Below are 25,635 nucleotides of genomic sequence, written 5' to 3' on the forward strand. Positions count from 1 at the left end.
CCGTAGTTTCACTACGTTGTCAGAGAGGCTTTATTAACTCTCGTAGGTTCATCTGACGACACAAATGGTTTTCGGAATTTCTTCCGATTAACAACTCAAAACAGCGACTTTTCTTGTCGCACCACACACCACGCAATGTGATTGCTTTAAAGAATTTGCGCATAACCATATGATTTATATACAAATAACTAAACAACTCTTTAAAAACGAGTAATTTAAAGTAAAATCCCTATGTATACAATTGTATACATAGACCCCTTGTAAAATCAATGGATATCAACTTAAAAATACAGTTGTATACATAAATAATACTATTGTATACTTGTATTGATTCAATAAATGAGCCCCTCTATGAAAGAAAATGACGTCATTACCTTACGTATTTCAGAATATGAGCGGGAGTACTTAAATAAAATTGCACATCAATTTGATTTACAAAAACGAGGCTCATCAGATATTTCGCCAGCAAAAGCATTAAAATTTCTTTTAGAATTTTGCCTGCATAATGAAATTTCACCACATAAAAAAAGTGAAAATCCATTGCAAGATATAAGAAAAATGATTGAACAAATTCATGCATCCATACCCCATTTGATGTATCACAATCATTATCAAAGCTTAGTTATTTCATCCAATATTAATGACGATTCCTTGAAGGAAATAAAACAAAAAACCATCAAATATTTAAACGATAATTTCTCAGGATTTCAGAATAATTCTTATAAAGAAGTTCGGTTTAAAATGAACGGAATTGGACTTAAAACAATACCTATAGAAGAAGGTGAATCGTTATGGAAATAACTATTGATGTTGGTGCAGATACTCTTCATTCGTTGAATAAAATAGCAAAAACAAATAACACCGAATTAAATATAACTGCAGCAGAAATGCTATCATTTGGAGCACGTATTTATCTGCAATCTTTAGAAAAAAAGACAGATGAATCAACCCAATTATTACTCGAAAATAGTGTTCGCTCCATACAAATTATTACTGAAATTTTATACAGTGTATACAACAAAGATTTGTCTAAAATTGGTGCTTATGATGCAGAAACTGCATTAGCCCTGATTGAACGTATGATTCCAAATTTATTAAAAGGCAGGTAACAGGATCTCAGTAATGGGATCCAATTACCTACCAAGAAAGTGATTCCTTGCTACCATGAGCAGCGAGGCAAACTAACATCACTTTATTCTGCAAATATAAATCCTCCCACTTGAGTTTTCCAAAGAGTTGAAAAAACACCGCCCGGTTTTTTTGTTAACTGTTCCAGGCTACCATGCTCAATGATATTCCCATTGTCAAGTACTACAACAGTATCCACTTCTTTTAAGGTTGAAAGTCGATGTGAAATAATCAAAGTTGTTTTATCTTGCATTACTTCATGCAATGATTTTTGTATGGCTTGTTCAGTTTCAGTGTCTAATGAAGAGGTTGCCTCATCAAGAATTAGAATTTTCGTATTTCTAAGGAATGCCCTAGCAATAGAAATGCGTTGTTTTTGTCCACCCGAAAGTTTTAAACCACGCTCACCAACGAGTGTGTTATATTGTTCTGGCAAGTTCATAATAAACTCATGGCAATTTGCTTTTTTTGCTGCACTAATCACTTCATCTTTGGTTGCAGTATCGTTAGCAAAGTGTATATTATCAAAAATACTTCGATGAAATAATTGCGTTTCCTGAGGAATAATTGTTATTTGTGAACGAAGAGATTTGAACTGAACTTCGCTTATCATTTGTTTATCAATAACGATATTTCCTGAAGATGGTTCTACAAGACGCAGTAATAATTTCAAAAGTGTTGATTTACCACTGCCTGACTTACCTACAAGCCCAATTTTTTCTCCTGCTGCAATAGATAGATTAAGTTGATTAAAAAGGAGTGCAGAATTAGGGTATGAGAAGTTTATGTTATCAAAAATAATTTCACCTTTTGAAACCTGTAATGGAGGGACGTTAGGTTTATCAATAATGGCATGCGGAATTTTAATGAAGCTTAATGCATCATTGCATGCACCTATAAGTTGATGTACTTTCAAAATTTGCTGTCCTAATCCGAATATCATCATCAAACATGAGAGTGCGATACTAAGTACTAGAGCAAAATCACCTGCATGAATAGAATGTTTTTGAGCGCCATAAATTAGGGCACACACAAATGCTGACGTTAATGCAGTTACTAAACAGCCCTGGTAAAAAAACACTTTAATCGTTTGGCATTGTATTTTTTTCTCAGATTTTGCTACTTCAGTTACCGCCTTTTGAATCGTTTTAGATTCTTTGGTACTACCTGAAAATAATATTGTGCTAGAAATATTGCTAATAGAATCAGAAAGGTAACCGCTTAATTTTGTTTTGGCACTTGCTAGTTCTGCTGAGGAGGTCTGCGTAGTATCCGCAGTAATAAATGAGATACCTACAAATAGGATTGCCCATGTAAAGAGAATTAATGCATAAATACTACCCACAAATACATACAGAGTTAGCACAGCAATTAAAATTCCAAGAACAGAGTTATAGATCCAGCCTGAGGCGATTTTAAGTAACTCCTCAATGCTTTCAGAAATGTCTATTATTTTTTTTGTTAATGTACCAGAGAAATTACTTTCAAAAAATTCATAGGAATGACCTAATAAGTACTCAAACATATCTTTTTTAATGTCCGATTTCATTGAAGGGTATAAACACGCCTCAAAATACTCTTTTAATCTAACAGCAATGTTAGTTATCATTGGCATGATTGCATAAAATATGGCAGGCCAGATAATAAGCGATAAAAACTGTTTACTTGAATTATAATTACTCACAATAGAAACCATTTTCCCTAATAAATAGGGAGAGATGGATCCTTCTAATGCAAAAATTGTAATCATCGCGAGTATACCAATCATAAGACGCTTATTCTTTTTAATCTGTAAATAGCGCCATATAAAATGGCTTAATGTTGATGGGATCTCTTGGCTATAATTCATCTATTGAGGCCTTATAATGGAGGATGTTTATCATCCAAATTGGTTTTGTTATTTGGTATTGAGCTATGGTATTTATCGTATAACTCTCGAGGGTTTCTTTGTTTTTTAAAATTTTATGCAGTAGCCTCACTAATGCTAGTGCTTAGCCAGCTCTATGATAAGACGTGTCAATTCTTTTTGTAAATCTTTAACAACAGAGTTACTCCCTTATGTTTTCCTGCAGATTTTGCTTTGACCACGCCTTCTCTGCCTAAATGGAAATACTGTACATATTTTATATATAAAAAATATTCAACAATCTTATAAATAACTTTTTTACTATTTTTTTACAGCGAAAGCAGTGTAATTTTATTAATCATCTTAATCATGCTAAATTGTCACCTTTGGGACGAAAACATATTAACTTTTTGTGGGTCTTTTCGTTTCAATGATTGTCACACTCCGATTTTTAGCATATTAAACTGTTAAGCATGAATAAGTTGCACAGAAATGTCCTAATGAAAAAAAATTCAGTACATGTATGGTTCAGGTCAGGCTATTCATTTAAAAATTTTTAAAGCTCGCGCTCCATTTCTCGATTAGACTGTGATTTATTAAAAGTACGAATATTTTCTACAAAATCTTTGTTGTAAACACGGTCTTTAATTTCATTAATTAATCCTTGATTGAGTCTTATAAACTGATTATCGCTTTGTGCATTAAGTTTGCGTTCTTGTTTTATCAAAGACTGAATTTGTCTATCCTGATTTATTTTTATTAGCTCCGATTCCTTATTTTCTAAAGCACATTGTTTTTTAAATTCCTCTAAGCTCATACACCGATTTAATTGTTTTTTTAGCTCGTCCTTTCCTTCTTTAACAAGAACATCATTTAAATCGGTATTTTCTTTTTTAGGAATCATAATGGATATGTGGATACCAGAATCATGCAATCTCTGAGCTGCTTTTATAATCGCATTGGTTTGTTCGTTCTTTGCGTATTTATAGGTGTCTTTTCCATCATTATCCAGGCAAATAATCACCTGTTTGGGACTATTTTTTGGATCAATATTTGAAAAATTTACTTTCCCCAATACTGCATACACACGCGCATGTTCATTGGCTTGAAGTATACTTAATCCTGTCTCAACCCCTTCGGTAAAATAAGCAATATCGCCTTTACCATGGTGATTTAAATTGACAAAATAATTGCTGATTGAGCCAAACGTTTGTTTCACAAATTCACACGACTTATCTTTATTAGCAGAATGAGGATCTAATTTGGTGATCTGAACATGATGTATGTTACCCTGTTCATCTTTACTAAAAGCCAAAAGAGCAGGAATATGCTTTTTCCCATCCTGGGTCTTGGTGTATACCGAACCACAAAACCGTAAATCAGCATGCTCATAATGAGCTAATCCGCGATGAATGATTAAGTATTTTTCAGCGATAGTGCCTTGAATAGGCTGTGATTGTTGAAATAACTTTTGGGCCAGTTGACGTTTCCCTTCTTTGACTCCCCTCTCTTTTTTCTCATTCAATTTTTGCGGTGCTTTACGCTCGTATTCAGGAATGTAATGGATATATTGCGCTGCATGCTCCAGAGTTTCTTTAAAACCGGATAAACCCTTCTCACGTTCAATAAGATGAAATAAATTACCCGACTCCCCTGTCTCAAAATGGTGCCAAAGACCTGAATCAAGATCAATTTTCAAGCTTCCTTTGGCTCCATATCGATATTCGGATTGGGTTGATAATCGATGATTCGGCTCTCCTAAAAGGCTTTTAACTAAAGAATCAGATACGTTCAATAATCCATTATACAGTTCTTCCGCATTAATGGACGGCTTTTGAGCAGACTCATATTTTTTTATGAGTGGAGAATCTTTTACCTGTTCCTTAGGTTCTTCCAGAATGTGCTCCTGAGCTCGATTCATTAACTGCGTACTGATTCTTTGCTGTTTCTGTTGTTTAAAACGATAATCCTCTTCGGTAAATACAGCAGAGGTTTTATCCGCATCGCGTTGTTTCAGGGGATCTTCAAGTCTTTTGACTAACCCCTCGAAATTATCGGTATAAAATGTTGCTTGATGGCTGGCACGAGTTGCATCAATTTCATGAGATCTATGGGTGGTTACAACAAGACGGTCCTCCAATTCCAAGGCAATCATGAACTTGGATGTAGCACCCTGACTGGAATAAGCCGTATTCGTATAGGAGTAATCCCAATGAAGATCTGATTGTTTTTTTAAATTCAGCGTGACCTGATTTTTACTGTTGCTTAAGCCTACTGTTTCACCAAAAACCTGTGTGACCGTATATTCTTCATTGGCAATAATGCCGCGAGCGTCATCATTTCGTTTTAATCGAATCCGATCCCCTGAGGCTAAAGGCCGTTCGTGCAATTTATAGAAGGAAGGCATTGTTTTGGGTAAAATAGAAGCGCTGATTGTAAACGCAACCTGTGACTCATCAACACAGAACAATTTATTTGATTCACTATCAATGGATTTGATAGTGAAATAGTCGTCCTTTTTAGCCACCGAATAGTTTTTACCAAACCGAATGACATCACCTGGCTCAAAAGATTGTGCTCGTACCTGGTCGGCTTGATCCATACTGATTGGGAATAACCGTTTACAAAGTACATCTTGACTGTGTAGTTGATGTTGTTTATGCAACCCATCACGTATTAACACTTCAATGGGTGTTCTGTCCTCATGAGCATGAACAACTACTAGCGTATTTTTTTGACACTCAGGGGTTCGGCTAAGAAAATCTGCAGCAATTGCACGGTAAATGGATTTATAGTCCTTTTTTCCTTCCTCATCAGTACAATTAATTTCAATCAGTGATGAATGATTCAACCCCTGTACCGGTGTCTTTCGCTGCACGTACTCTTCTGGATTAATGTTTTTTATGAGTTCAAAAGCCTTCCCAATTTCTCTACGTGATGCAAACTCCGCTGCTTTTTTTAATTCAGGATTCGGATTTTGGCGCACAATCTCCGTCATAAATGCTGTTTTTTGCGATTGGCTTTTGATGGTAAGCTCATGAGGAATCCCTGAAGCCAGCGATTGCAACTGAGTAATATCCCCTGTAAACACCATTCGCGATTGGGAATCAATGCACTTTTGTTGTAAGGCATGGTACTTCTCATTATCAATCATGGAACTTTCATCCACAATGACTAAGTAACTGGCACCCAACCCACCGTCCTTGCGCAAAAAACTATCGATGGTCTGCGCCTGGATGCCATTCGCATTGAGCTCCTCTACGGCTTTATGCGTAGGTGCTAATCCAAGTACTTGAAACTGATTGCTCTCAGCAATGTCCTTCACATGCCGCATCATTGTGGTCTTACCAACACCCGCAAGCCCTTGAATGGATACAAACCGGTCGGATGTGCTCACCACCAACGTGATGGCATCTTTTTGTCCTTGCGTTAAGGTTTCAGGTAATAACAAAAGCTTTTGTGCAGAAGACTCAATGGGCTTTACCGTATTTTGCTCTTTGTAATTAGCCTGCAGTATCGCCTCTTCAATGTTTAACGACTCTTTGGTCGTCCAATAGGTATCCAAATAAACTAAGGAATCTGCTATTCGCCCTTTAAGTAATGGAGCAATGTCTTCAAAATCTGCCGTTCCTAATGCATGCATTAAAGCATGGGTCATTAAATCACTGTGTTTAAAGGCTGCATTGCGTTCCGTGCATTTAGCAAGCGCATACGTGAGCGCTGTGGCCACAATGTGTTCTTTGTCTTCTGATTTTAGATCCAGGTGATGAATTAACGAGTTAAGTTCTCGTTCCAGTGCCTTATTGGCATAGGCCATATCACGGTAGACTAAATCTGGCTTTTTTTGTTGCACATCATAGGCGGTCCATTTTAATTGTTCTTTTTCTAAAAAGCGCTGTGCTTTTTGCCCATCATCAGTAAACAGAATCACATGCTGCGCGTGTTCACCGATTTCTCCGATAAGGTTACGATTGAGTTGGTAAGGTCGTGCCGCCATAAACACTTGTGTGGTGTCTGGTTTTATCTCATGCGGTTTTTTACAATAATCATAATCAAAATGGTATTCAGACAACGCTTTATTAGTCAAAAATAAGGTGTTGGACTCATGGCGTACATAGATGCCTTCTTCAGTAATTTTTGACACAACAAACGAACTCTTAGGCGCATATTTGACTCGTTGATGATATAATGATTGTTCATTGATTAACCGTTCTCCAACAGCGACCTCTAGTATTTTTTCTCGTGATACACTAAAGTCTTCTTTAGTGTCATAAGCAAACAGACTTGTCTTGCCTTGGGCATTTTTTAAATGCAGCCCATTGGCACCAAGGTCACACACCTTATAGTGCTGCGGTATTCGACCTTCATTATAAAATGTGATTTTATCGCCCACTCTATAAGACTGAGCGTGTCCTTTTTCCGTTTGTGTCAATGAGACTGTTGCCAAAACAGTTACCTTTTTCATTAATCTTGATAACTGCCCCTGCTGCACCAGCCCTTCTCGTATCTGGCTCGTCAAAGTCTCCTTTTGTTTGTTATTCAAGGCAACCAGTGCACTTTTTTGCTGTTGTTCTGGCGTTAATTGAAGCCAAGCAGAACTCATGGATTCATTTGCTTGTTTCCCAATCGAGAGCTTAAGCGCTCCTTTGATAGGGGCTGTTAACGATTTATACGAATGAATGCCCTGCTCTTTTAATAGCTTAATCGGATTTCCTGCACTAAAACCCAATGTTCCTGCCGAGTTATTCAATAAAATGAGTTTGCTTCTGTGTGCTTGAGTGATGTCGCTTAACGCGGATAAATCATCAAAAGAAAGTTTTTGTGCATCATGAACAATCACTAAATCTTGCTTTTTTTTCGTAAACGGTGATGATTTGATGTGCTTCCCATAATGATATTGAAATCCAGACACCGTATGCACAATATCGTCTTTAAACAAATTTTTAATCCTGGAAATAAATCCTGTATCCAAATGTTTGATGTCTGCTCGAAGTTGCTGCGTTTTTAGGCTACCAGGATGAAGTACATAAGAATTGAGAAAATGCGCTTCTGCAAGATGCACCATGTCTTGAATCAGCTCTTTCTCGCACCGAAAACCGGCTACATCAATGATTTGAATGCGCTCGTTATTTTTAAATACCTGCGAAGAGAGCCCGTGATTTGGTACTGGAATCGAAAAGCTTACTTTTAACTCGTTGGTAGTTTTTGCAATAAAGTCCTTCTCGCGTGCAAGAAGATGCGCCGTTGTATAATATTCCAAGGGTTTTCCCTGGAGTGCCCTTGCCTCCAAAAGAGATCCAATTTCCCGTTCAATGTCCTCATGGCCAACAAGACCTGCTGAAAAAGTCATAGCCTGGCGCACCAAAGCCCCATGCTGGATTTGAGTAGAATATTCGGACAAATGAGCCAGTGCATCACCCACTGCTTTTTGCGCATCAGGGCTTAAAGGTGTGGTGTGAGTGCTTTTAACCGCTCCTCGTCCGCTATTTAATTTGGAATCCTGAATAATCGTGCCTAAATCAATACCAAGCTCCTTAATTTCATCTACCCACTGTTGATGCAGCGCTTGACTGTCTATTTCAGTTTTTGGGTTGCGCGTCGATAAATTAGATTTCTCGGCAGCCTTGGCACTGCTTGTACCGCGTTCCTTCATATCATCAAGAATCTGCACGCGCCTTTTGGATGTAGCAGTAATAGCCTCATCACTAATACCTACAATCTCAAAATTACCGTACCTGTCTTTAATGCGAATATCGTAGCCCAGCTCCTTAACTTTTTTAGCTAAAGAGGACATGTACACCAATCCCAAATAATGCTGGTTGGAATAAATTAATTCACGAAAACCATGATCCAGATGTTCTTTATCATTTTTTGCTCGTGACGATAAAGAACGCCATAATCCATCCGAACGCTCAGTCATATTGAGTATGGGTACATGCGTGTGCAAATCGGGATCTAATTCACGAGAGGTTGTATGGACAAACATGGCTGCTACTAAATTACGGGTTTTTTCAAAGGTGGTTTCGCCATTAAATGTAATGCGTGCTTCTGCTGCCAGCTGCTCAATCCGACCAAAGGTAATGTTCACGGCTTCTTGATGGGCTTGAAGCAAGCGCGCGTCTTGCCCCACCAGGGCTAAAATGGATACGGACTTAGGCGCTGATAAGGTCACATCAGTGCCAGGACGATGTTGACGTACTCCCTTATCGATAATACCCAGCAGTTGCCCGCTGGGTAATTGTCCATCCAATAATTGCAAAAATTGCGAAGGCTCAATTTCACCGGACAATTGTAACTTCTGCGCACCGCGCCCGATCCATCGGGACAGACTGTTGAGCGAATCTCGATCGCTTAAATAATAATTATCTTGATTGGTGTAATAATGCAGCGCGTCTTTAGCCGCACTTATTTTATTTAAGGTCAACATAATACCTCCCTGGATGGCTTAAAAAATTTCTTTTATAACAATGGAGGCCTCACGCAACTCAATAGCATCAGTGTCGTTTTTGTTGGCTGTAACGTGATCTTTGGGTTCCGCATAAGGTGATTGTGGAGGTACTAAATCCTTATCCGATACCTCATGCGCCAATGTTTCAAATTGATGGATTTTTTTAACATCCTCATTTCTTTGAGGATTATTTTGGACCATTAACGCGCGGTGATTTACTTTTTCCAACGCATCAAAATTGATGGATCGCTCAACAAGTGGTACGCAAATTTCTTTACGCTCAATGTATTTGTTTTTCAAACGAGTGATGGGATGATTTCCTACCAAACGGACATAACACTCCATGTCATCAAGAGTCATAATATCGCCCTCTTCAACCGTATTTCTTTTAGTGCGTTGCGAGCCCACCGTATTACCATCACGAACCGAATCAGGACCATAAGACTGACTTTCTTTCATCTCATTAATCACTTGTGGGCCTAAATCCTCGGAAACCCACTTAGCCACTTTCGATTTTGGACTCCTAAAATAAATGGATGTATTGAGTAGATCCGCAATGGCTCCGGCCTCATGAGTTCCATAGATAAAATCTAATTGCGCAATGGATTGAATGCCAATGGCAACACAACCTCCAAATTTACGGATATCAGCCAGAGTGTCTGAAATGGTTTCTAAACGATGCAGGCTTGCTAATTCATCCATGACAAGCCATATACGCCCCTTATTATTAGCCACCAAGGATTGCACCCCTTGCATAGCGAGTCCTAACCACAGAGAAATTAAAGGCTTTATCTCTTTATGGTATTTGGAGCGTGAGGTAATAAATAACCACCCTTTATTGTATTTTTTAGGATCGGTTGTATTTTCAATCCATTCTTTAATCGAAAAATCTTCTTTACCCGATTTATCAAGCCCTTCAAGAAAGCGCAGCGCCTTGGTATAGGTTGCCAACACTGATTTAATGGAAATGGCCGTTTTTTCAATTTCCTTACTCACCAGATTTTCAGATTCCGTACCTTTGAGAATGTTCCTGATTTCCTCCAATGAGGTGGTGAGTAATAACTGCAGAAGAAACACTGGATCTTTTTCTGCATAATCCCTGATTTTCCACGCCATCGAGGTGAAAATGGTTCTTGCAGAGTCAACCCAAAACGGATCGCTGCCTTGAACTGATTTAGGAATTAAATAAGTGGCAAAGGAGCCAAACTCCAACGGATTGGCACATTCTCGCCACATTTTCCAATTGGCACATAATTCTGAAATGGGATTGAGTTCAACATCAATGAGCTCATCAAAGAAATAAGGTTTGATGGTACATTCTTTATCATAGATGATTGCCGGCTCGCCCAGCGCCCTAATTTGCTCCAACAGCATCATCATGGCTTGCGTTTTTCCTGCACCAGTTGTGCCATGAAACAACATCCCTTGTTTTTCAGAATACTTAGGCATAGGAAGTCGGTTCAAAAGTTTAATTTCTGAAGCGCCACGTTGTGATTCGTTGACCGATTTGATGGTTTCTTTAGGCGATAGAGCTAAGCGCGTACCGGAAACAAATTGATCTTTGGTGTATTTTTCACCTAACTTAATAAAGAAACGGGAAAACAACAGCGTAATCAACAAATACACCGCTCCACCAAAAAATAAAGAAACTTGCGCTTTTCTCCAAAGAGCATCCAAAGCCTGCTGCACGGATGCTTGAATAAGGGGACTTTTTTGATAAAAAAGCGCTGTAATTTTACTCCCATTGAGACTTGTCCATAATACATACTCCCCGTAATGGAATTTAACCAGGAACCTTGAAATGTGGTTAAGCACCACCAGCTTTAATTCAGAGGAGGCATAAAATGCCATAATCAGCGAAAAAAGTACGACAAAACCTAAGACAGCCCAGTGAAAAATACGTTGACTTACCTGAATCATCATTTTGGTTTTATAGTCAAAAATCTGACCGCCACTCATAAATTGCCACATATTTTGCAAAGAACTTTGTTTCATGATTTTAAATCCATCGATTTGACCGCTCTTCTTGAAGAAACCAATGCACTAGGCGCACGCGTAAGCGCGAATGTTTGCTTATTCATAACGCCCTTCCTTGTACCAACGCTCATTGTCCACATAATCGTGTTTTTGTTTTGCTTGCCGATTCGCTAAATCCGCTTCAGATGCTTTAATCTCCTTTTGTGTACTGCCCTCTTGGTGTTGATAGGCTTTCGATAAATCTTCTCGATTCTCCATACGCAGATCGTGAGCTTGCTGGATGGTGTTGTCTTGCACCTGGCTTAAATGTCGCTCTTGCGATTTATTTAAAACGTCTCCAGAACCATCCTGATGGGCTTGGTTGATTAGTGCTTTTTGATGTGCTGTCATCGAAGCACGTTGCGCCTCAAATTGGCTCTTAGCCTTATCGGATGATGAGTGGATCATGCGGCTTACTTGCTCTTTTACTGCCGATTGTCCTTGGGAAGAACTCATAAACTGATCGGCCAATTGTTGTTGTGCACTCAAGCTCGAAGCATCTGTCCCCATCAGTGCCTTTTCTGCCTGCACCCCATGATGCTGCACCACCCAATCGTGAAACGCTTGATCCAATACTCTATCCATACCGTCTGAGTGCTCTTTCACACGGTTAGCCATGTGCTGATAATGTTCGCCCTTACTGTATTCTGCTGAGGCCATATCAGATAAAGCATGTCCTTGAGATAGGTTGGCTGCGATTTGTTCCGATTTCGACAAGTTAAACGAATCATTGGCATCCAAGTGATGCGTCTTGGCTGTAGACTCCATGTGGCTTAATGCGCTAGAGAATGATTGACCTTCACTGGAGTTAAAAAAGGCTTGAACCGAGTTAGAAGCAGACAAACCTGTTTTCAAACTCGTGCTCGCTTCCCCAGAAATACCCGTGACTGCATGAGCGAACGATCCAAATACCCCTTTGCGTGTATCAATTCTGGCCGAAACCGCCGCATCCCACGACACCTGTCCTGATTTGTCATGATGCTGATTGTATTGGTTAACCGCATCGTGCATTTGACGAATATCTTGATTCAACGCATTACTGAGCGTTCTATTAATACCCGTTCCTTCGCGCACCTCGCTGGCATCGCTTTCATTAAATTGAGAGAGTCCACTCAACGCTTGTTGGTAATGAGAATCTGCACTGGTTCGATGCGATTGGGCATTTTGGAACGATTGGCTTGCACTGTCTTGCAATGAAGCGCTGATTCTGTCGGATGCGTGTAATCGCGTTGCCATCTGACTCATTGCAGACTGTGCGTTAATCACGCGTGACCCATCCAATCCTTGCGAGAGCAACGCACCATTATCCGCTTGAACAGTAGCTCGTCCTTCCATATGCTGATAATTAGTATCCCATTTATTCGCATGCATGTTGTTGTAGTTCATGTTCCAACCACTGTAAGACGCCATGGAAATATTTCCTTGCGTGGCCGATTGAGCCTCTCCAGTAGATAATGATTGGGCCATTCCTCCTAGATGTTGAGACGCAGCACTTAATAAATTAGGTAAGCCTTTGGCAATAAAAAGGGCAATCACTGGAACACTAATAGCCAAGCCCCCTGCCGTATACGCAAAGCTACTTTGAATACTGGCGATGGAGTCAATGGTTGAAAAAGTAACCCCGCCATTTTTAGAACCAAATAAAGTCAGTGTGGTAGAAGACGCTAATGACACAAAAAAATGAATAATGATAAACATCGGAGGCCAAGACCATAAAAACACTTGGGTTTGCATGTAGATCATGTATACCCCATGCATGGCGGGCACTAGCGCTAGTAACATCACTAAAGGGAAAATACACAGAGTCAGCATCCAAAAGACGGTCATATAATAAGGAAGCCGATATCCTGCAAGCCAAAAACTATTCGCTTCAGCCACGTGCATTTTTTGCAGACTGGAGCTGTTGGTGTAATTCATCAGCTCAGCATCCGCACCAGCAAAAGCAAAGGCATCAAGGGCTGATTCTCGGGTGGCATTAATTAAAATATTTTGTGTGAGTACTTGGGCTGCATCTTTGGACACGTTCATAAAATAGGAATGAGCTGCCGCCAAACCATCACTAAACTTCTCTTTATCCCCCTTGGTCATAATATTCGATAAATGAACGAGTTGTTTTTCTATTCCCATATTCAATTCTGGTTTTAAACGTGCTGCTGCATCAATACAGCTCAAATTAGTGCCATCATGAAATAAGACACGATAAATAGGAGAGGGATGCTCAAAATACAGGCGAATTAAATCCGAGCTGTGCTTCATTTCATTGGGTGAAATTTGCTGACTCCCCAAAAGTTTGGCTGAAAAAATGCATTGCCTGATGTAAGTGGACAAATCACGAGAGAGTTCAGGTGACAAAGACAAGTTAGAACTGGTGGACGCTAAGAAGGTACGTGAACCAAACAACATGCCAGTTCGTGTGTAATCTAAATCCTGTGGCATATGAAACACATCACTAAACACTTTAGTAATCCCATACCCAATGCCACTAATAAGTGCTGCAGGTAGCCCTACTCCTAATGGCACATTATCTACAGTAAGTGCAAGCCCCGCTGAATCAGCCGTTTGCATGTCAATGATGGCCACTGGCGTTTTGATGCCTAAAATACAGAACAAAAAGACAAACGTACACAAAACATAACGACTAATGGCTTGAATTCGTTTACCACTGACGTATTGAAACCCAACCACCCCTACAGCAAGAATACTCACAATGTCCTGAGCCGATTTGTAGGTTGAGGTGCCAAGCAGCGTGACCATGGCATCCAATACTGTTTTGAGATACTCCCCATTTTGTGGCGTATAAATGGTTAAAAGACTCATTGCGCGTCTCCATAATAGGCTGTTCTTAAGGTGGGTGTTAATGCACTTAATGCTTGTTTGACGTTATTGCGGATTAATTCATTCGTCTGTAACGCTGCATTAAACCGCTCACGGCTCTCCGTGCTAAACCGCGCCACAAACTGTTGTGCCGTCTGCAGATTTTTGTATAAACGCTCTTCATTGTGAGCGCCGAGTTCTTTTCCTGAGAGCGAAGCGCGAATAATATCGAGGGAATTGGAAAGGTATTGTGCCAATAAATCAGTTGCCACACTTTGAGCCAATTCATAACTGCCTTGAATACCGGTGTTTTGTTGCGCATTGGCGGAAATAAGATTAAAAACTGCGGGTTGTGTTAACTCAATCAGCCCCTTTTGCTTATCGGATAACTCTTTGCCCATTTTAATGTTGTCATAAATCCCCTGCAGTAATTCCTGGACTTGAGCCACTAAGGCTTTTTTGGCACTGATTTCTTGCGTGTTTGTGGTATCAATAGATAAGCAATGCGACTGTGGCCCTGTATCAGTACAGTGGTAACTGGGTAACTTTCCTCCATACAACAAGGCTTTAATAAAATCTTGATTGGTTGCAAGCGAAGGGTAAGTCATTAACGCCCCTTTCGCGTTAAAGACAATGGTTCCTGAAATGGACATGTATACTTCCGCTAATTTGGGATCTTGTGCAATAAACTGATTAATTTGTAAGGAATCCCAAACAATATTGGTGTTGATTAACACACGGTCCTTGTATTCAGGATTATTTTTAGCCTCAGCTAATATGGAATCCGCTTCACCGCCTGTGGAGCATTTCTGACGCGCCATGGCCCAATCCGTAAAGGTTCCTTTGTGACGACCCAAATCTTCGCAAAGACGCTGTTGTGCCGCCCTATTTCGCGGCCACACCGCAGCACTTAAATTTTCACCCATTTCACAGGAATTAAAATTGGTGCCATTAATTTCATTCGCCAGTTTCTGCATAAACTGCATCGCATGTGCAATTTCAGGCAATTCTGTTTCTAAAGCCAGGTTTAATGCGTAGCCTGCTCCTCCTGATAAAATATTTTGCATGAACTTCACAATCTGATCCGACTTGATGAAGGAAAAACCGCCTGCGAAGAGATCAATGCCACCACAACCAGAGCGCATTCCAGGTACATCCACATGCGCAAGGCGGATGGTACGTACTTGATTACGGGCATACACCGAACCAAGGGCTGCATAACCTGCCGCTTGTGTTTGATAAGCATGCGATCCCGTCACATTGGCATCAAACCCCAAATTATTAAAAAAATGGGATAAATCGGATTCTGCGTTTGCAAAGAGCTGACTGGTCCCTAACAACAATAAGGCTGCAACGGTTTTTTTAAACATAGTCATCTCGCAAAGTTGTGAATCTATTCATCATGAAATTGTTCCTCCAAATGCGTCATGAGTTCATCCACGCGGTTTGCAAGTTGTGCAGGCTGTGCCTCACCAAACAACACGGCATACGCTTGATTCGTAGGACGATTCACGAGATACAGGGCAGGCACTACAGGCTTGTATTCACCAGACACATATAAAGTTTGAAACAACTCAGGCGTTAAATTGGCTGAATCAAATCCATCTAAAGACTCGCCATCCAAACTGTAAGCCTCTACAGGGATATGAAAACTGGATGCAAAATCACGAAGTATGGGCGCAAATTGATGACAATGAGGGCATGTAGAGCGGTATATAAAAATAAAGTAATGTTGTTCCGAAAGTGCATTGATTCTTTTGTTTTTGGTGCGCGCCAATACTTGTTGCTCTTGTTTTTTATTTAAGAGCTGGGTTAGCTCATCCAATGCAACATTCGCAAACGCCTCTGTGCTGAGAAGGAATAGCACGATTAAAAAGAAGCTTTTCTTCATTCATTCACTCCTTCATAACTGAATCGTTTAAACTGCGTCATCACATCAAAAATGCGCTGCTTCAGCTCTTCTAAAGATAAAAACCCATAAGACACTGGCGACATCTTATTACTCTTTAAATCAACGAAATAAAGAGCGGGCATATACTTCGCCTCAAGTGCTACTTGTTTTTGGACCTTTTCCAGAGGAATTGATTTAGGATTAGGAAGCCCATCAATGAGTTGGCCATCCGTACTGACTGAAATCATGGAAAAACCATATTCTTTGATAAAGGGAAGCAAATGCATGACCATTTTTTGTGAAATGGAACTCGTGCCACGATAAAATAAGATAAAGCCATAACGCGCACTGCTTTCTTGAATGACTTTGTTGATTAATACTTTTTGTGCATCATTGCGTACTGCAATCGCTGAGTTATCGGTTGGAAAATTAAGCGTGCTGTCCAGCTCAGGATGGATTAATAAGACTTGTTGCCAATAGCGTACAAATTGCTGGTTATTTTTTGAATAATCCATCTGTGCATTCATGTATTCATGTGTTGAATCAAATGAAGGAGAGAGCAATGCTTCGGCCAATTTATTCAGTGTAATCTTACGCTTATCCATTAAGCGTTCATAAGGAGATTTCACCACGGGAGCAGGTCGTGGCTGCAGTGTTTTTTTAATCGGTTTGGGCGCCTCTTCAACGGTATACCAATGAAAGCCTTTTGCATGCTCCTGCACAATGTCCGCATGAAGCGATGTCATGAACAGTCCCCATACCATCAGCATCAACAGGCGACTCATAATTCACCTGCCTTTTTTTGCATTCTTCGTGTGACTTCATCAATGGACTTTTTAGGATCTTGAGACTTGATCTTTAGATCACCTGCAATCCCTGCCGCTTTATTGGGTGTCCCGTGACCAAAAGGATAGATTGGGGTCACAAAATCAACCCGCCCCAAATCCATCTTCTGCAGTTCCGCAACACTCATTCCTGCACAGGTTGGATGCTCTGCATCACCCAAACCATGACCATTAACTTGTGTAAGACGAGCCTCCTGGATAATTCGGGCCATTTTGCTTGGAAATACGCAGTAAGAGCGTTTGTGTTCTAAACAAACCCCAGCCACTTTTTCACTACAATACTCGCCCAGATAATGAGCTACATAATTTAATTTGGCGCGACCCAGCGCTTTGTCTTCCTCACGACAATGAAGCAAATCAATGTCTTTTCCCCATCCTTTATCATGACAACAATCAATAAGATCCAAGGGCCATATTTTGCATTGCACTGCTTTACCACCAAAAAGAGACGCATTGGGTTGTTGACTTAATTCATGCCCCGCTTCCCCCACAACCGCTAAAGAAGAAACACTTTGCCCAAAATCAGTATTTTGGGTTTGGGAATGCTCTGTACAGTCACCATCGGCACAAAATAAGTCTTTAATGCATTCGATAGGTGCTTCACACACATTTTCTTGACAACTGTACGTTTGCTTATACAGAGCACAAGTCTGCTTATCAAAACGCGCACACCCAGAGGCCGTTTGAAAACACCCTTTATTTTTCTGTGTGATGCATTCATCAGCAGCCGCGCTAGAACAAGAGTACGTCAGCACACGCGCCCAACACACACGGGATACAGGAAGACCATCAATTACTTTAGGTGACTGAGTATCCGTGCATTGTTCTTTTTTGATTCGACACAGCGACCCCTTATTTTCAAAGCTCATGCAATGATTGTCCCAATATTCTTGGCTGATGTAGGGTTTGGAGTGTGCTGTGACCGTCAAAGCAACTTGAATGGGATAAATTCGTCCCCATCCTTTATTAATATAAAAGGTCAACAACCCATTATTAGCGCATGTTGGAGTACCAATCACCTGAACCCAATACGCATTCGCCCCATTATTTCGTATCGAATGAATGGTGGCACTCATTCCATCACACGAATGTTTCATCCGAATGGGATAAGGAACAGAGCCGCCCACAGCATTAGTGATTGCGCCAGTCACCAAATTTACAGTAATCACTCCGGTCCATTTTTTAGCAACATAAAACGAAAAATCAGCGCGTTGCACCACTTTTTCGGAATCCACCAGGACCTTAAGGTACTTGGTGCAGGTTTGATCGGGCAATAAACGAGAGCTGAAGCATTGTTCTTCATGTGTCTTAATCGTGCAGGTAGGCTTTTGATTCGAGCATTGAACGCGATTATTGGATTGTCCGTGCGTAATCGCATAACTTTCATCCTGAATTAATTGAGATTGAGCCAATACGGAATTTGCTTGATTGAGTTCAAATTTGTTTGTTCCAAAATGATCAATGACCGTTTGGGCACCAGGATCATTTTTAATCGCCGCATTGGCCTGGCTTGATAAATCTGTTTGCTCCTTTTGAATCCCTTGATAGTATCCTTCTTGCGCAGGGTGCTCTGAGTACTGATCAAAAAGCGCATGGGGATCAAATCCGTGCATGGCATCTTTAGGTTGGGCGTTTAACGATTTAGCATAATTTTTAAAGGCGTTAAAATCGGTTCCTGTTTGATTCGCAAAACATCCCATAGAAAGTAACGCCATTAAAACAACCCACTTAGACATGAGTGTTCTCCAAAAGAGCCTGCGCCACCTCGTTTGCACTATCCCCTTTCTGTGCAATGAGTTGTAAACTGTTTTTTATAGATGCATTGCCATACACCACATCATAAGTCTGTTCGGGACAAATAAGTTGCTGTCTACAGGAGCTCGGCCTTTTGCTCACAACAAGTGCAGGCACCGCAGTGATATGAAATTGTTCAAACCATAGAGGATCAATCGATATTCCATTAAACGCCCATTTGGACTCTTTTGCCTTGGCTTGAAGCATGGAAAACGCTGTGATGGTTTTTTTAAAATCCCCCTCAATCAAACCATTAATCACTACTGGAATTTTATAAGAAGCTGCCTCATCGCTCAGTGAAAACAACAAGGATTCGGGCATGGAAAAAGACACAAATAATACGGCTCCATCAACCGTTTGACCTTTTTGAGCAACGGGAGCTCCTTGGCGTAAACGTTCAATAATCTGATCAATCAGAGTCTTATTTTGTGCATAGGATTGATTGGATGTTGCATTCCAATGAGCCAACGTGTCCTGGCTTACTGAATCGTGCGCCGCCTTACCCGTTGCCGATGCCTCATTAAGAAAATCATTCACATTGGCATGACTTGCGGTGGCTAAAAACAGGCTACTTAAAAAAATTCCGAATGCATTCATAATTCATCCCCATCATTTAAAGAAAACAACAGTTCCTTTTCTTCCAAATTAAAAACCCAAAATTGTCACCATCACCTGGATAGGTGTGTCCTGCTTCCCATCCAATGACGGATTGTCCAAACGGATGGCAACGATGCGCTTCAGGCAAGGTATTCACCAACTGATAGCGATAACGGTCTTTGGGCATAATGCTCGATGCATAGGTATGACATACAGCAGGCCAATCTTGGCCTATCGAATCGCGAATCGCAGGTGTCGGTGGTCGATGCAACTTAAAATCAACGCGTTCTGCAAGTAAGGCTGCGGTACTTATAGGACTTGCTTGATGTGCCACAAACCCCGTTAATGGATACGTAGAACCTTGCGCACCCTGGCACCAAAAAAGACTGTTCACGGCAGTGCCTGCAAGTGCTTTGGTCGCATCAAAGGCACAAGAAGCTCTTGCAGACGAGGAGGTAAATAAAACGGCTTCAGGATTTAGAACAAAGGCCAGTTCTGAATCATTCCAAGTGGGGTCTAACTCCGACGGATATAAGATGTCAAAATCTTCAGTTTCCATACACCCTAAGGACGTTAATACTTGCAGCCAATAAACCAGAGGGTATTTGTACCAATGAACGTAATAAAACGCACCGCGTCCATCGGTCTCCGGCATCTGTGAGCCACCTAACCCTTTTTTAGTGACATTCAGTTGCACGCCTAAATTGACCATACACCAGGGTTTAGGCGTCACATCAACCAAGGCCGCTGGTTCCCAATAACCAATAGTGACGCCTAAACGCTCGCCAATGGGTGTAGGGCATAAACACAAAGGATTACCTGGATTTTTTGTATCAGGATAACTGCTTTTAACCACTTCACTACTGCCAATAGTAAGTGGAAACAAACAATTCCAGCAGACATCGGTAATTGGATTGACGAAGTGTCCTTTGCACTGAGACGCATAGACGAAGTTCAGCGAACTCAATAAAAACAGCACCATGAATCGGGTAATCAACGTTTTTTTATTCATAGTACCTACTCCTATTTGCGTAACTCGTATTGACCAATTTCTTGAATACGCCAAACCAATCCTTTTTGGCTGGCTACGGAAGGCACATGCTTTAAGTGAAAATAACGACTCAAGCGCCCTTCTAAATCAAAATAAACCGAACCCAAAACCTCGGAGGCCTCCTTAACATCCCCTCCGGTTAAAATAAATTTCACCTGGTCAAAATGCTTATAATGCGCTTTGGCCCAGGCGAGTTGCTTCGGATCATCGGCATCGAAAAAAAACAGTGTTTTAGAAAAAGATACGCGTTCAAAAGGATTAAGGTGCGCCCCTTTCTTCGCAATAATCGTCCCATCCTGGGTGTAAAGCGTTTGATTCACGACGATACTTGGATCTAATTCATGCGTTTTAGGAGTGTTCGTCGTAGGTAAATGAAGTGGTTTTGGTCTTCTCACATGCTCCTCCACTCGCGCCACTATTTGTTGTTGATGTTGTTTCAAGGCACCTGATTGCTCTAAGCGATGCAGCTTCGCCATGATGACCTGACGGATGTCTTGCTCGACAACAGGAAAAAGCTGGCCGTAATTGCCTAAGTTTTTGGCATATATCGGAGCAACGTTCATTAAGAGTGCTGCAATCAAGCTCGCCACTTTTTTCATAGTGCACCCAACTGTTCCAAGGTTGCTGCAATCACCTCATCCGTCACATCGAAACGTCCACTGGAAATCACTGTTGCGGTGATTAGGGTCACATGATGAGAAGCCCCATACTGAGACAAGGTCTGAGGCAACAACGATGAATACTGCTTTAACACCTTTTTTTGCTCTTGTTCTGATAAATTACTTTGGCTCAATAAAACCGCCGGCTGATTCAGTAACCGCTGCATATCCACCACAGCCAGCGGTGCGGGCTTGTGCATGCTCCATAACACCATGCCAGACAAGACTAAACCCGCTAGAATCAAGAGTTGGGTTTTATAATGACGCAGCATCAGCAAGCCCTCCTTCCACTAACACGTTTTTGGATAGGCCATAGTGTTTGTTGGCTACCAGCATGGCGGCATGAATGTACGATCGCCCAAGTGCTATGTAATTCATTACCGCTTGATAATCGCGTCCATCAGAAGACAATAGGACCCGTGTAAACGGATCAACAAAGAGCCGATGAAACGAGGAAATACCGTCTGCACGAATCAGAACTTGTGAGAATCCAGCGTCCTTCGCTTTAGGAAAGGCAGAAAGTAATTTAAATTCAAAATCAGAAAACGTATTATGCTCGTGTTGGTGCTTGACGAGAGAATCTCCATCTTGAAGAAAAATGAGTTTGATTGCAGAGTTTTCCCAAGCAGCACGTGCTTCAGGAAAAGCGTAATAATCATCGATACCTTGCGTGATCGTCACAAAAGAAGCATTATGCCGCCGCCCTGTACGAAACCCTCGGTTAATGAAATTCACTGCAATTTGATCGCCAGAGAATAAGGACCAGGCTTCATCAATGATGCACATTTTTTGACGGCTGCGATCGGAGTTAAACATACGGCCTTGAAACTGAGACAAAATAGACAGTAAAACCGGTGCACGAATGTGTTCATCGTCCTCAATTTCTTTTAAATCCACGACAATAATGCGTGCATCAGGCGCTAACTTAGAAGGCGCATTAAAGACCGTGCCATGCTCTGAATGAGTGCAATAGGGATCAAGATTTTTCGCCAGAATTTTCCCTGTAGGGTATTTTTCTCGGTCGTTCTGATGCAACTCCAGAAGCTTAGCCTGCACATGATCAATTAATGTGGCTTGCTGATGTTCAAAAAACGCCTGCAATATTGCCTCTCGTAACGTTCCTCGGTCATCATCACTGGCTCCATCCTTAGCGCACGCTAATAATTGAAACAAAGAAAGAATATGCTGTATTTCTTTGCCAATATTCGTGACATGAGTAAAGGGATTCATTGCCAAATTGGAGTATTCCAGATACACACCGCCTAAGGTGTGGCATAACTTCTTATAACTTCCCCCGACATCGACAATAAAGAGATCCCCGCCGTTGAACAGCACATTGAGCATCAGCATTTGAATAAAAAAACTCTTTCCCCCGCCTGATGTGCCGGTCACAGAAATGTTGTAATTCGTGCCCAACTTACCTGAGAATGGATCAATACAAGAAAATTGGTTGCGTAGTGTCGGCAATAAAATGCCCGATCCCGTACCCGACCAATCCGAAAGAATAGGCATGTATTGAGTCGCATTCCATGAGGAAATAGGCCACATCATCGTGGGTAGCTGAAATCCTTTTTGGAGATGATTCGTAAATAAAAAAGGCAATGTTGCTAGAAAATAGGGAGATTGCATCCTACGGCTTAGCGCGAGCTTAATACCGTTATAAGAAAAACAGGTACGAGCGGCTTCCACATCGCGGGCATATTCGGAACGTCTGGAAAATAGCACGACGTTATACAGCATCTTACAAGAACGCGTCTTTCCTGAAGCCAAATCATCACGAAAATGACGCCATTCACGCGCTTTTTTTTCTGTACCGGCAACATGCAGCGCATAATCGCCTTTCGCTTTTTTATCCAAATCACTGGTTTTGCGATTCGCACGTCCCTGCGCTTTGTTTTGCTCGTCAACCAGGTAGGTAACAGAAATAATGTGATTACAGGGAATACTTTGTTCTGGATGAAAAATATTGGCGCTGTTATTAATGTTATCCCAAAGATGGTATTCACCTGGTAAGCCATCAATGGTCATCACTGAGACGACCGTTTCGAATGCCTTGCCTTGATTATTAACCCCACTCACAAGCAGGCCTTCTTTGGCTACCTCTACATCAAAATCACGGCCAACCACCTGATGCTTAATGAGTTGCGTTGGATCATAAGAGGAGGATTTGGGGTAAATATTATCGGGTTCATGAGCCAGGTAAAAATGAAGTAAGCGTAATAAATCTTCAGCATTACAGGTTCTAAAGCCAATTTTGGCCGACATCAACGAGGCTTCAAAGGCAATACGAAATTGAGCAAAGCAGGCTTTAACGTCTTCCTCATTTTTTCCATTGATTTTATCGACTACGACATAACACTCAGTTTGTGTCATTCTGGGATTGACATTGGTATTGGTTTTAAATCCATGAACTGCCGCCTCACCATAAAACGAACGAAGGCTTTTACCCATCACACTTAACTGCTCAAAATCTTGATTCATGAACTGCTTTGAAAAAGCATCCAGTTCCGGTCCCACTTGATTGTGTTTGACCAAGATGAGCTGTAAGGTAAATTCATCAGAAACCTTCGTTCTTAAAATCGAATCCAACTGCTCTGCTATTTTTTCATTCGCACCGGTTAACGGGGTGATGCGATACAATAAGCCTGTATTCCAGCGATTAATAAATAAATGCGATTCCTCGTCATAATACTGATAAGGAAGTTCCTTGCAAAAAAGAGGGTATTGGTGATCGCCAACATTTAAGGTATTTTGGGAAGACGATACCTCTTCATCCACCAAATAGCCATCGATTGAATTCCTAAAACCCTGGACGTATTTTTTTAGTGTTGCGAACATAGTTAATCCTAAAAAAGTTCCGTTTCATTTATTTTGAATAAGCACTGCAGCCTACGCATTGCTCTTGTTGCACGTATTGCCCATCCGGTGTAAATCGCCGTGCATCCACCATACGATTCACCTGCTCCATGCTTTGACATCCACCACGCTCGACAAAAGGACAGCGAACATCTTGATGATCAAAAATGGAGCGTGAACACCCCGTAAGCATCACTGCCGAACAACAACAGAACAAAACAAACCAAGCTTTAACCATGTACGTCTCCTTTAGGATTAACTGTTGAAAAGAGGGGTTGATTGGGCATCCCATTCTGATTTAAGAATTGCTGCGCCGTTTGCGTATCGGATTGGAACGTGGATTGCGGAGCAGTTGACTCTCCACTGCTACTCTCCCCACCTTCACCGCCTGCTCGGCTAATGGTTGTTGTAATCGCGGCCTCATTTTGAGCCGATTGATTATCAATGGATTTACCCGATTCAAACGATTGGTGCGCCCTATCAATCCAAAAGCCTTTGGTGAACATGATGGATACACGCCGTCCTGCACGTGCCACCACCAGAGGGTGATAAATATCGGCGATTTTCATAATGTAATCAGAGATTTTATTGGCTGGATTACTTACCGCTCCTCCTGCTGCTGATTGCATCAGCGTAGAGGCCTGACCATAAGTCGTAATGGTGCCCGCGCCTGGATTAATGGTCTGAGCCGTATTGAGGTTTTTAAGTCCATCCCCAAAGCCTGCTAAAATCCCTGCAGCCGCACTGTATTCTAAAAGAGGTTTGGTTTTTAAAATGGACGTACCGCGTAAATCTTGCATCGCATCCAAGTCATACACCGCCCCATACACCTTTTGCTCAAAACTTAAATTAGGTTTCGCACACGAAAGGGTTTCAAGGTGCATCACTACCGCATCATCAGACAAATCACCATATGTAGAGACAATAGCTAGACAACCATTAAGGCGCGAATGGCGATTGTTGGGCATAATTCCATTAGAATCCAGGCGAATCAGTGCCGTTCCCATATTTTTAGCACCATTAATCCCAGCATCCCCTTTAGCCCCGCTCAATAAGAAGCCTTCGGCATGGGTTCCTGCCCAGACATAATTATCCGGTGTACGCTCTTCTTTTTGTTGACGGCGGTAATTAAAATGAACCGTTTCAAGACCTGCTTTGCCATAATAGGCTTTTTCATCCAAAATCCGTTGTTTATGACGGGCCTCTATTTCTTCGCGTGTAGGCGGTCTTGCGGCCACAGCAGCTAAACTAGTTTGTGAGTTTTTAAGCAACGCTACCTGTAGTTTTCCGTTGATTTCTTTATTTTCAAGTGCAAGCTGCTCTAATTGTTTTTGCATGGCGTTTAATAACGCTTGGTTTTCGGAAACCAAATCCTCTGATTTATTGGGTGTGCTCTTTTTATTTTTTTCTACCAACGCTTTGAGCGCATCAATTTGGCGTTGTTGTTTTTCAAGTACTGCCTCATCACTTAATTTGCTAAAGGCGCTGTCTAATACCCCATCAAACACAGGCTTTTTATTTGCAGGAAGCGTAGGTTGTGGCTTTGAAGAATAAAGATAGAATCCATAACACAATCCACCAAGTAGTAGAAAAGCCAAGCCATTACGGAGCTGCTCCACTTTGGCACTTTGATTAAGATTGGCTTTTTTACTTTTCTTTATTAACTTTTTAAACGATTTCATCATGACAC

At 41.2% G+C, this 25,635-nt stretch carries 17 protein-coding genes; 2 read left to right on the top strand and 15 right to left on the bottom strand.

Features of this window, described 5'->3' with window-relative positions:
* Nucleotides 1–351 precede the first annotated feature (351 nt).
* Together ACWTEW_RS23030 and ACWTEW_RS23035 are read left to right on the top strand one after the other, a co-directional pair.
* On the top strand, nt 352–801 hold the full coding sequence (locus tag ACWTEW_RS23030; protein WP_058460617.1) for a hypothetical protein: 450 nt from the start codon (nt 352–354) through the stop codon (nt 799–801).
* Nucleotides 792–1,109 carry a hypothetical protein gene (locus ACWTEW_RS23035; protein ID WP_115684391.1) on the top strand — a complete coding sequence of 106 codons (318 nt, stop codon included), beginning with the start codon at nt 792–794 and terminating at the stop codon, nt 1,107–1,109. The genes ACWTEW_RS23030 and ACWTEW_RS23035 overlap by 10 nt, the downstream gene beginning before the upstream one ends.
* Before the next feature lie 83 nt (nt 1,110–1,192).
* Here ACWTEW_RS23035 and ACWTEW_RS23040 read toward each other — a convergent pair whose 3' ends face one another.
* The 15 genes from ACWTEW_RS23040 to ACWTEW_RS23110 all read right to left on the bottom strand — a co-directional run bounded on the left by ACWTEW_RS23040 (nt 1,193) and on the right by ACWTEW_RS23110 (nt 25,630).
* Nucleotides 1,193–2,977, bottom strand: coding sequence for an ABC transporter ATP-binding protein (locus ACWTEW_RS23040; protein WP_058460614.1), 1,785 nt, complete (start codon nt 2,975–2,977; stop codon nt 1,193–1,195).
* 553 nt (nt 2,978–3,530) lie between these two features.
* Nucleotides 3,531–9,401: a conjugative transfer relaxase/helicase TraI gene (gene traI / locus ACWTEW_RS23045; protein WP_454783393.1), complete on the bottom strand. Its 5,871-nt coding sequence runs from the start codon at nt 9,399–9,401 to the stop codon at nt 3,531–3,533.
* A gap of 18 nt (nt 9,402–9,419) precedes the next feature.
* A complete protein-coding gene (traD, locus tag ACWTEW_RS23050) occupies nt 9,420–11,417 on the bottom strand; it encodes a type IV conjugative transfer system coupling protein TraD (protein WP_454783394.1) in 1,998 nt (665 codons plus the stop codon).
* Nucleotides 11,418–11,495: 78 nt separating this feature from the next.
* Nucleotides 11,496–14,255 (bottom strand): conjugal transfer protein TraG N-terminal domain-containing protein, encoded by a 2,760-nt coding sequence (locus ACWTEW_RS23055; protein ID WP_454783395.1) that lies wholly within the window; start codon nt 14,253–14,255, stop codon nt 11,496–11,498.
* Nucleotides 14,252–15,622: a conjugal transfer protein TraH gene (locus ACWTEW_RS23060; RefSeq protein WP_454783396.1), complete on the bottom strand. Its 1,371-nt coding sequence runs from the start codon at nt 15,620–15,622 to the stop codon at nt 14,252–14,254. The genes ACWTEW_RS23055 and ACWTEW_RS23060 overlap by 4 nt, the downstream gene beginning before the upstream one ends.
* A 23-nt stretch (nt 15,623–15,645) precedes the next feature.
* Nucleotides 15,646–16,143, bottom strand: a complete 498-nt coding sequence (gene trbB / locus ACWTEW_RS23065; protein WP_454783397.1) for a type-F conjugative transfer system pilin assembly thiol-disulfide isomerase TrbB — start codon at nt 16,141–16,143, stop codon at nt 15,646–15,648.
* Nucleotides 16,140–16,928 (bottom strand): type-F conjugative transfer system pilin assembly protein TraF, encoded by a 789-nt coding sequence (gene traF, locus ACWTEW_RS23070; RefSeq protein ID WP_454783398.1) that lies wholly within the window; start codon nt 16,926–16,928, stop codon nt 16,140–16,142. Before traF ends, trbB begins: the two co-directional genes overlap by 4 nt.
* On the bottom strand, nt 16,925–18,724 hold the full coding sequence (gene traN / locus ACWTEW_RS23075; RefSeq protein WP_454783399.1) for a type-F conjugative transfer system mating-pair stabilization protein TraN: 1,800 nt from the start codon (nt 18,722–18,724) through the stop codon (nt 16,925–16,927). Before traN ends, traF begins: the two co-directional genes overlap by 4 nt.
* Nucleotides 18,717–19,379, bottom strand: a complete 663-nt coding sequence (gene trbC / locus ACWTEW_RS23080; RefSeq protein ID WP_454783400.1) for a type-F conjugative transfer system pilin assembly protein TrbC — start codon at nt 19,377–19,379, stop codon at nt 18,717–18,719. The genes traN and trbC overlap by 8 nt, the downstream gene beginning before the upstream one ends.
* 16 nt (nt 19,380–19,395) lie before the next feature.
* Entirely contained in the window at nt 19,396–20,391 is a 996-nt protein-coding gene (gene traU / locus ACWTEW_RS23085) for a conjugal transfer pilus assembly protein TraU (RefSeq protein WP_010655334.1), read from the bottom strand.
* Nucleotides 20,392–20,402: 11 nt separating this feature from the next.
* The gene (traW, locus tag ACWTEW_RS23090) at nt 20,403–21,029 is read right to left on the bottom strand and encodes a type-F conjugative transfer system protein TraW (protein ID WP_454783401.1); all 627 of its coding nucleotides are present in this window, start codon (nt 21,027–21,029) and stop codon (nt 20,403–20,405) included.
* Entirely contained in the window at nt 21,026–21,361 is a 336-nt protein-coding gene (gene trbI / locus ACWTEW_RS23095) for a type-F conjugative transfer system protein TrbI (protein WP_454783402.1), read from the bottom strand. The genes traW and trbI overlap by 4 nt, the downstream gene beginning before the upstream one ends.
* Nucleotides 21,345–23,927, bottom strand: coding sequence for a type IV secretion system protein TraC (traC, locus tag ACWTEW_RS23100; protein WP_454783403.1), 2,583 nt, complete (start codon nt 23,925–23,927; stop codon nt 21,345–21,347). The genes trbI and traC overlap by 17 nt, the downstream gene beginning before the upstream one ends.
* Before the next feature lie 28 nt (nt 23,928–23,955).
* The gene (locus ACWTEW_RS23105; RefSeq protein ID WP_454783404.1) at nt 23,956–24,183 is read right to left on the bottom strand and encodes a hypothetical protein; all 228 of its coding nucleotides are present in this window, start codon (nt 24,181–24,183) and stop codon (nt 23,956–23,958) included.
* Complete coding sequence (locus tag ACWTEW_RS23110; RefSeq protein ID WP_454783405.1) at nt 24,176–25,630, bottom strand: TraB/VirB10 family protein; 1,455 nt, start codon at nt 25,628–25,630, stop codon at nt 24,176–24,178. The genes ACWTEW_RS23105 and ACWTEW_RS23110 overlap by 8 nt, the downstream gene beginning before the upstream one ends.
* Nucleotides 25,631–25,635 lie beyond the last annotated feature (5 nt).

It is taken from the genome of Legionella stuttgartensis (genome assembly GCF_977063405.2).

Excerpts from the sequence above, each read along its gene's own strand:
- ACWTEW_RS23030 (WP_058460617.1), top strand. The coding sequence starts at position 352 with ATGAAAGAAAATGACGTCATTACCTTACGTATTTCAGAATATGAGCGG.
- ACWTEW_RS23035 (WP_115684391.1), top strand. The coding sequence starts at position 792 with ATGGAAATAACTATTGATGTTGGTGCAGATACTCTTCATTCGTTGAAT.
- ACWTEW_RS23040 (WP_058460614.1), bottom strand. The coding sequence starts at position 2,977 with ATGAATTATAGCCAAGAGATCCCATCAACATTAAGCCATTTTATATGG.
- traI (WP_454783393.1), bottom strand. The coding sequence starts at position 9,401 with ATGTTGACCTTAAATAAAATAAGTGCGGCTAAAGACGCGCTGCATTAT.
- traD (WP_454783394.1), bottom strand. The coding sequence starts at position 11,417 with ATGAAACAAAGTTCTTTGCAAAATATGTGGCAATTTATGAGTGGCGGT.
- ACWTEW_RS23055 (WP_454783395.1), bottom strand. The coding sequence starts at position 14,255 with ATGAGTCTTTTAACCATTTATACGCCACAAAATGGGGAGTATCTCAAA.
- ACWTEW_RS23060 (WP_454783396.1), bottom strand. The coding sequence starts at position 15,622 with ATGTTTAAAAAAACCGTTGCAGCCTTATTGTTGTTAGGGACCAGTCAG.
- trbB (WP_454783397.1), bottom strand. The coding sequence starts at position 16,143 with ATGAAGAAAAGCTTCTTTTTAATCGTGCTATTCCTTCTCAGCACAGAG.
- traF (WP_454783398.1), bottom strand. The coding sequence starts at position 16,928 with ATGAGTCGCCTGTTGATGCTGATGGTATGGGGACTGTTCATGACATCG.
- traN (WP_454783399.1), bottom strand. The coding sequence starts at position 18,724 with ATGTCTAAGTGGGTTGTTTTAATGGCGTTACTTTCTATGGGATGTTTT.
- trbC (WP_454783400.1), bottom strand. The coding sequence starts at position 19,379 with ATGAATGCATTCGGAATTTTTTTAAGTAGCCTGTTTTTAGCCACCGCA.
- traU (WP_010655334.1), bottom strand. The coding sequence starts at position 20,391 with ATGAATAAAAAAACGTTGATTACCCGATTCATGGTGCTGTTTTTATTG.
- traW (WP_454783401.1), bottom strand. The coding sequence starts at position 21,029 with ATGAAAAAAGTGGCGAGCTTGATTGCAGCACTCTTAATGAACGTTGCT.
- trbI (WP_454783402.1), bottom strand. The coding sequence starts at position 21,361 with ATGCTGCGTCATTATAAAACCCAACTCTTGATTCTAGCGGGTTTAGTC.
- traC (WP_454783403.1), bottom strand. The coding sequence starts at position 23,927 with ATGTTCGCAACACTAAAAAAATACGTCCAGGGTTTTAGGAATTCAATC.
- ACWTEW_RS23105 (WP_454783404.1), bottom strand. The coding sequence starts at position 24,183 with ATGGTTAAAGCTTGGTTTGTTTTGTTCTGTTGTTGTTCGGCAGTGATG.
- ACWTEW_RS23110 (WP_454783405.1), bottom strand. The coding sequence starts at position 25,630 with ATGATGAAATCGTTTAAAAAGTTAATAAAGAAAAGTAAAAAAGCCAAT.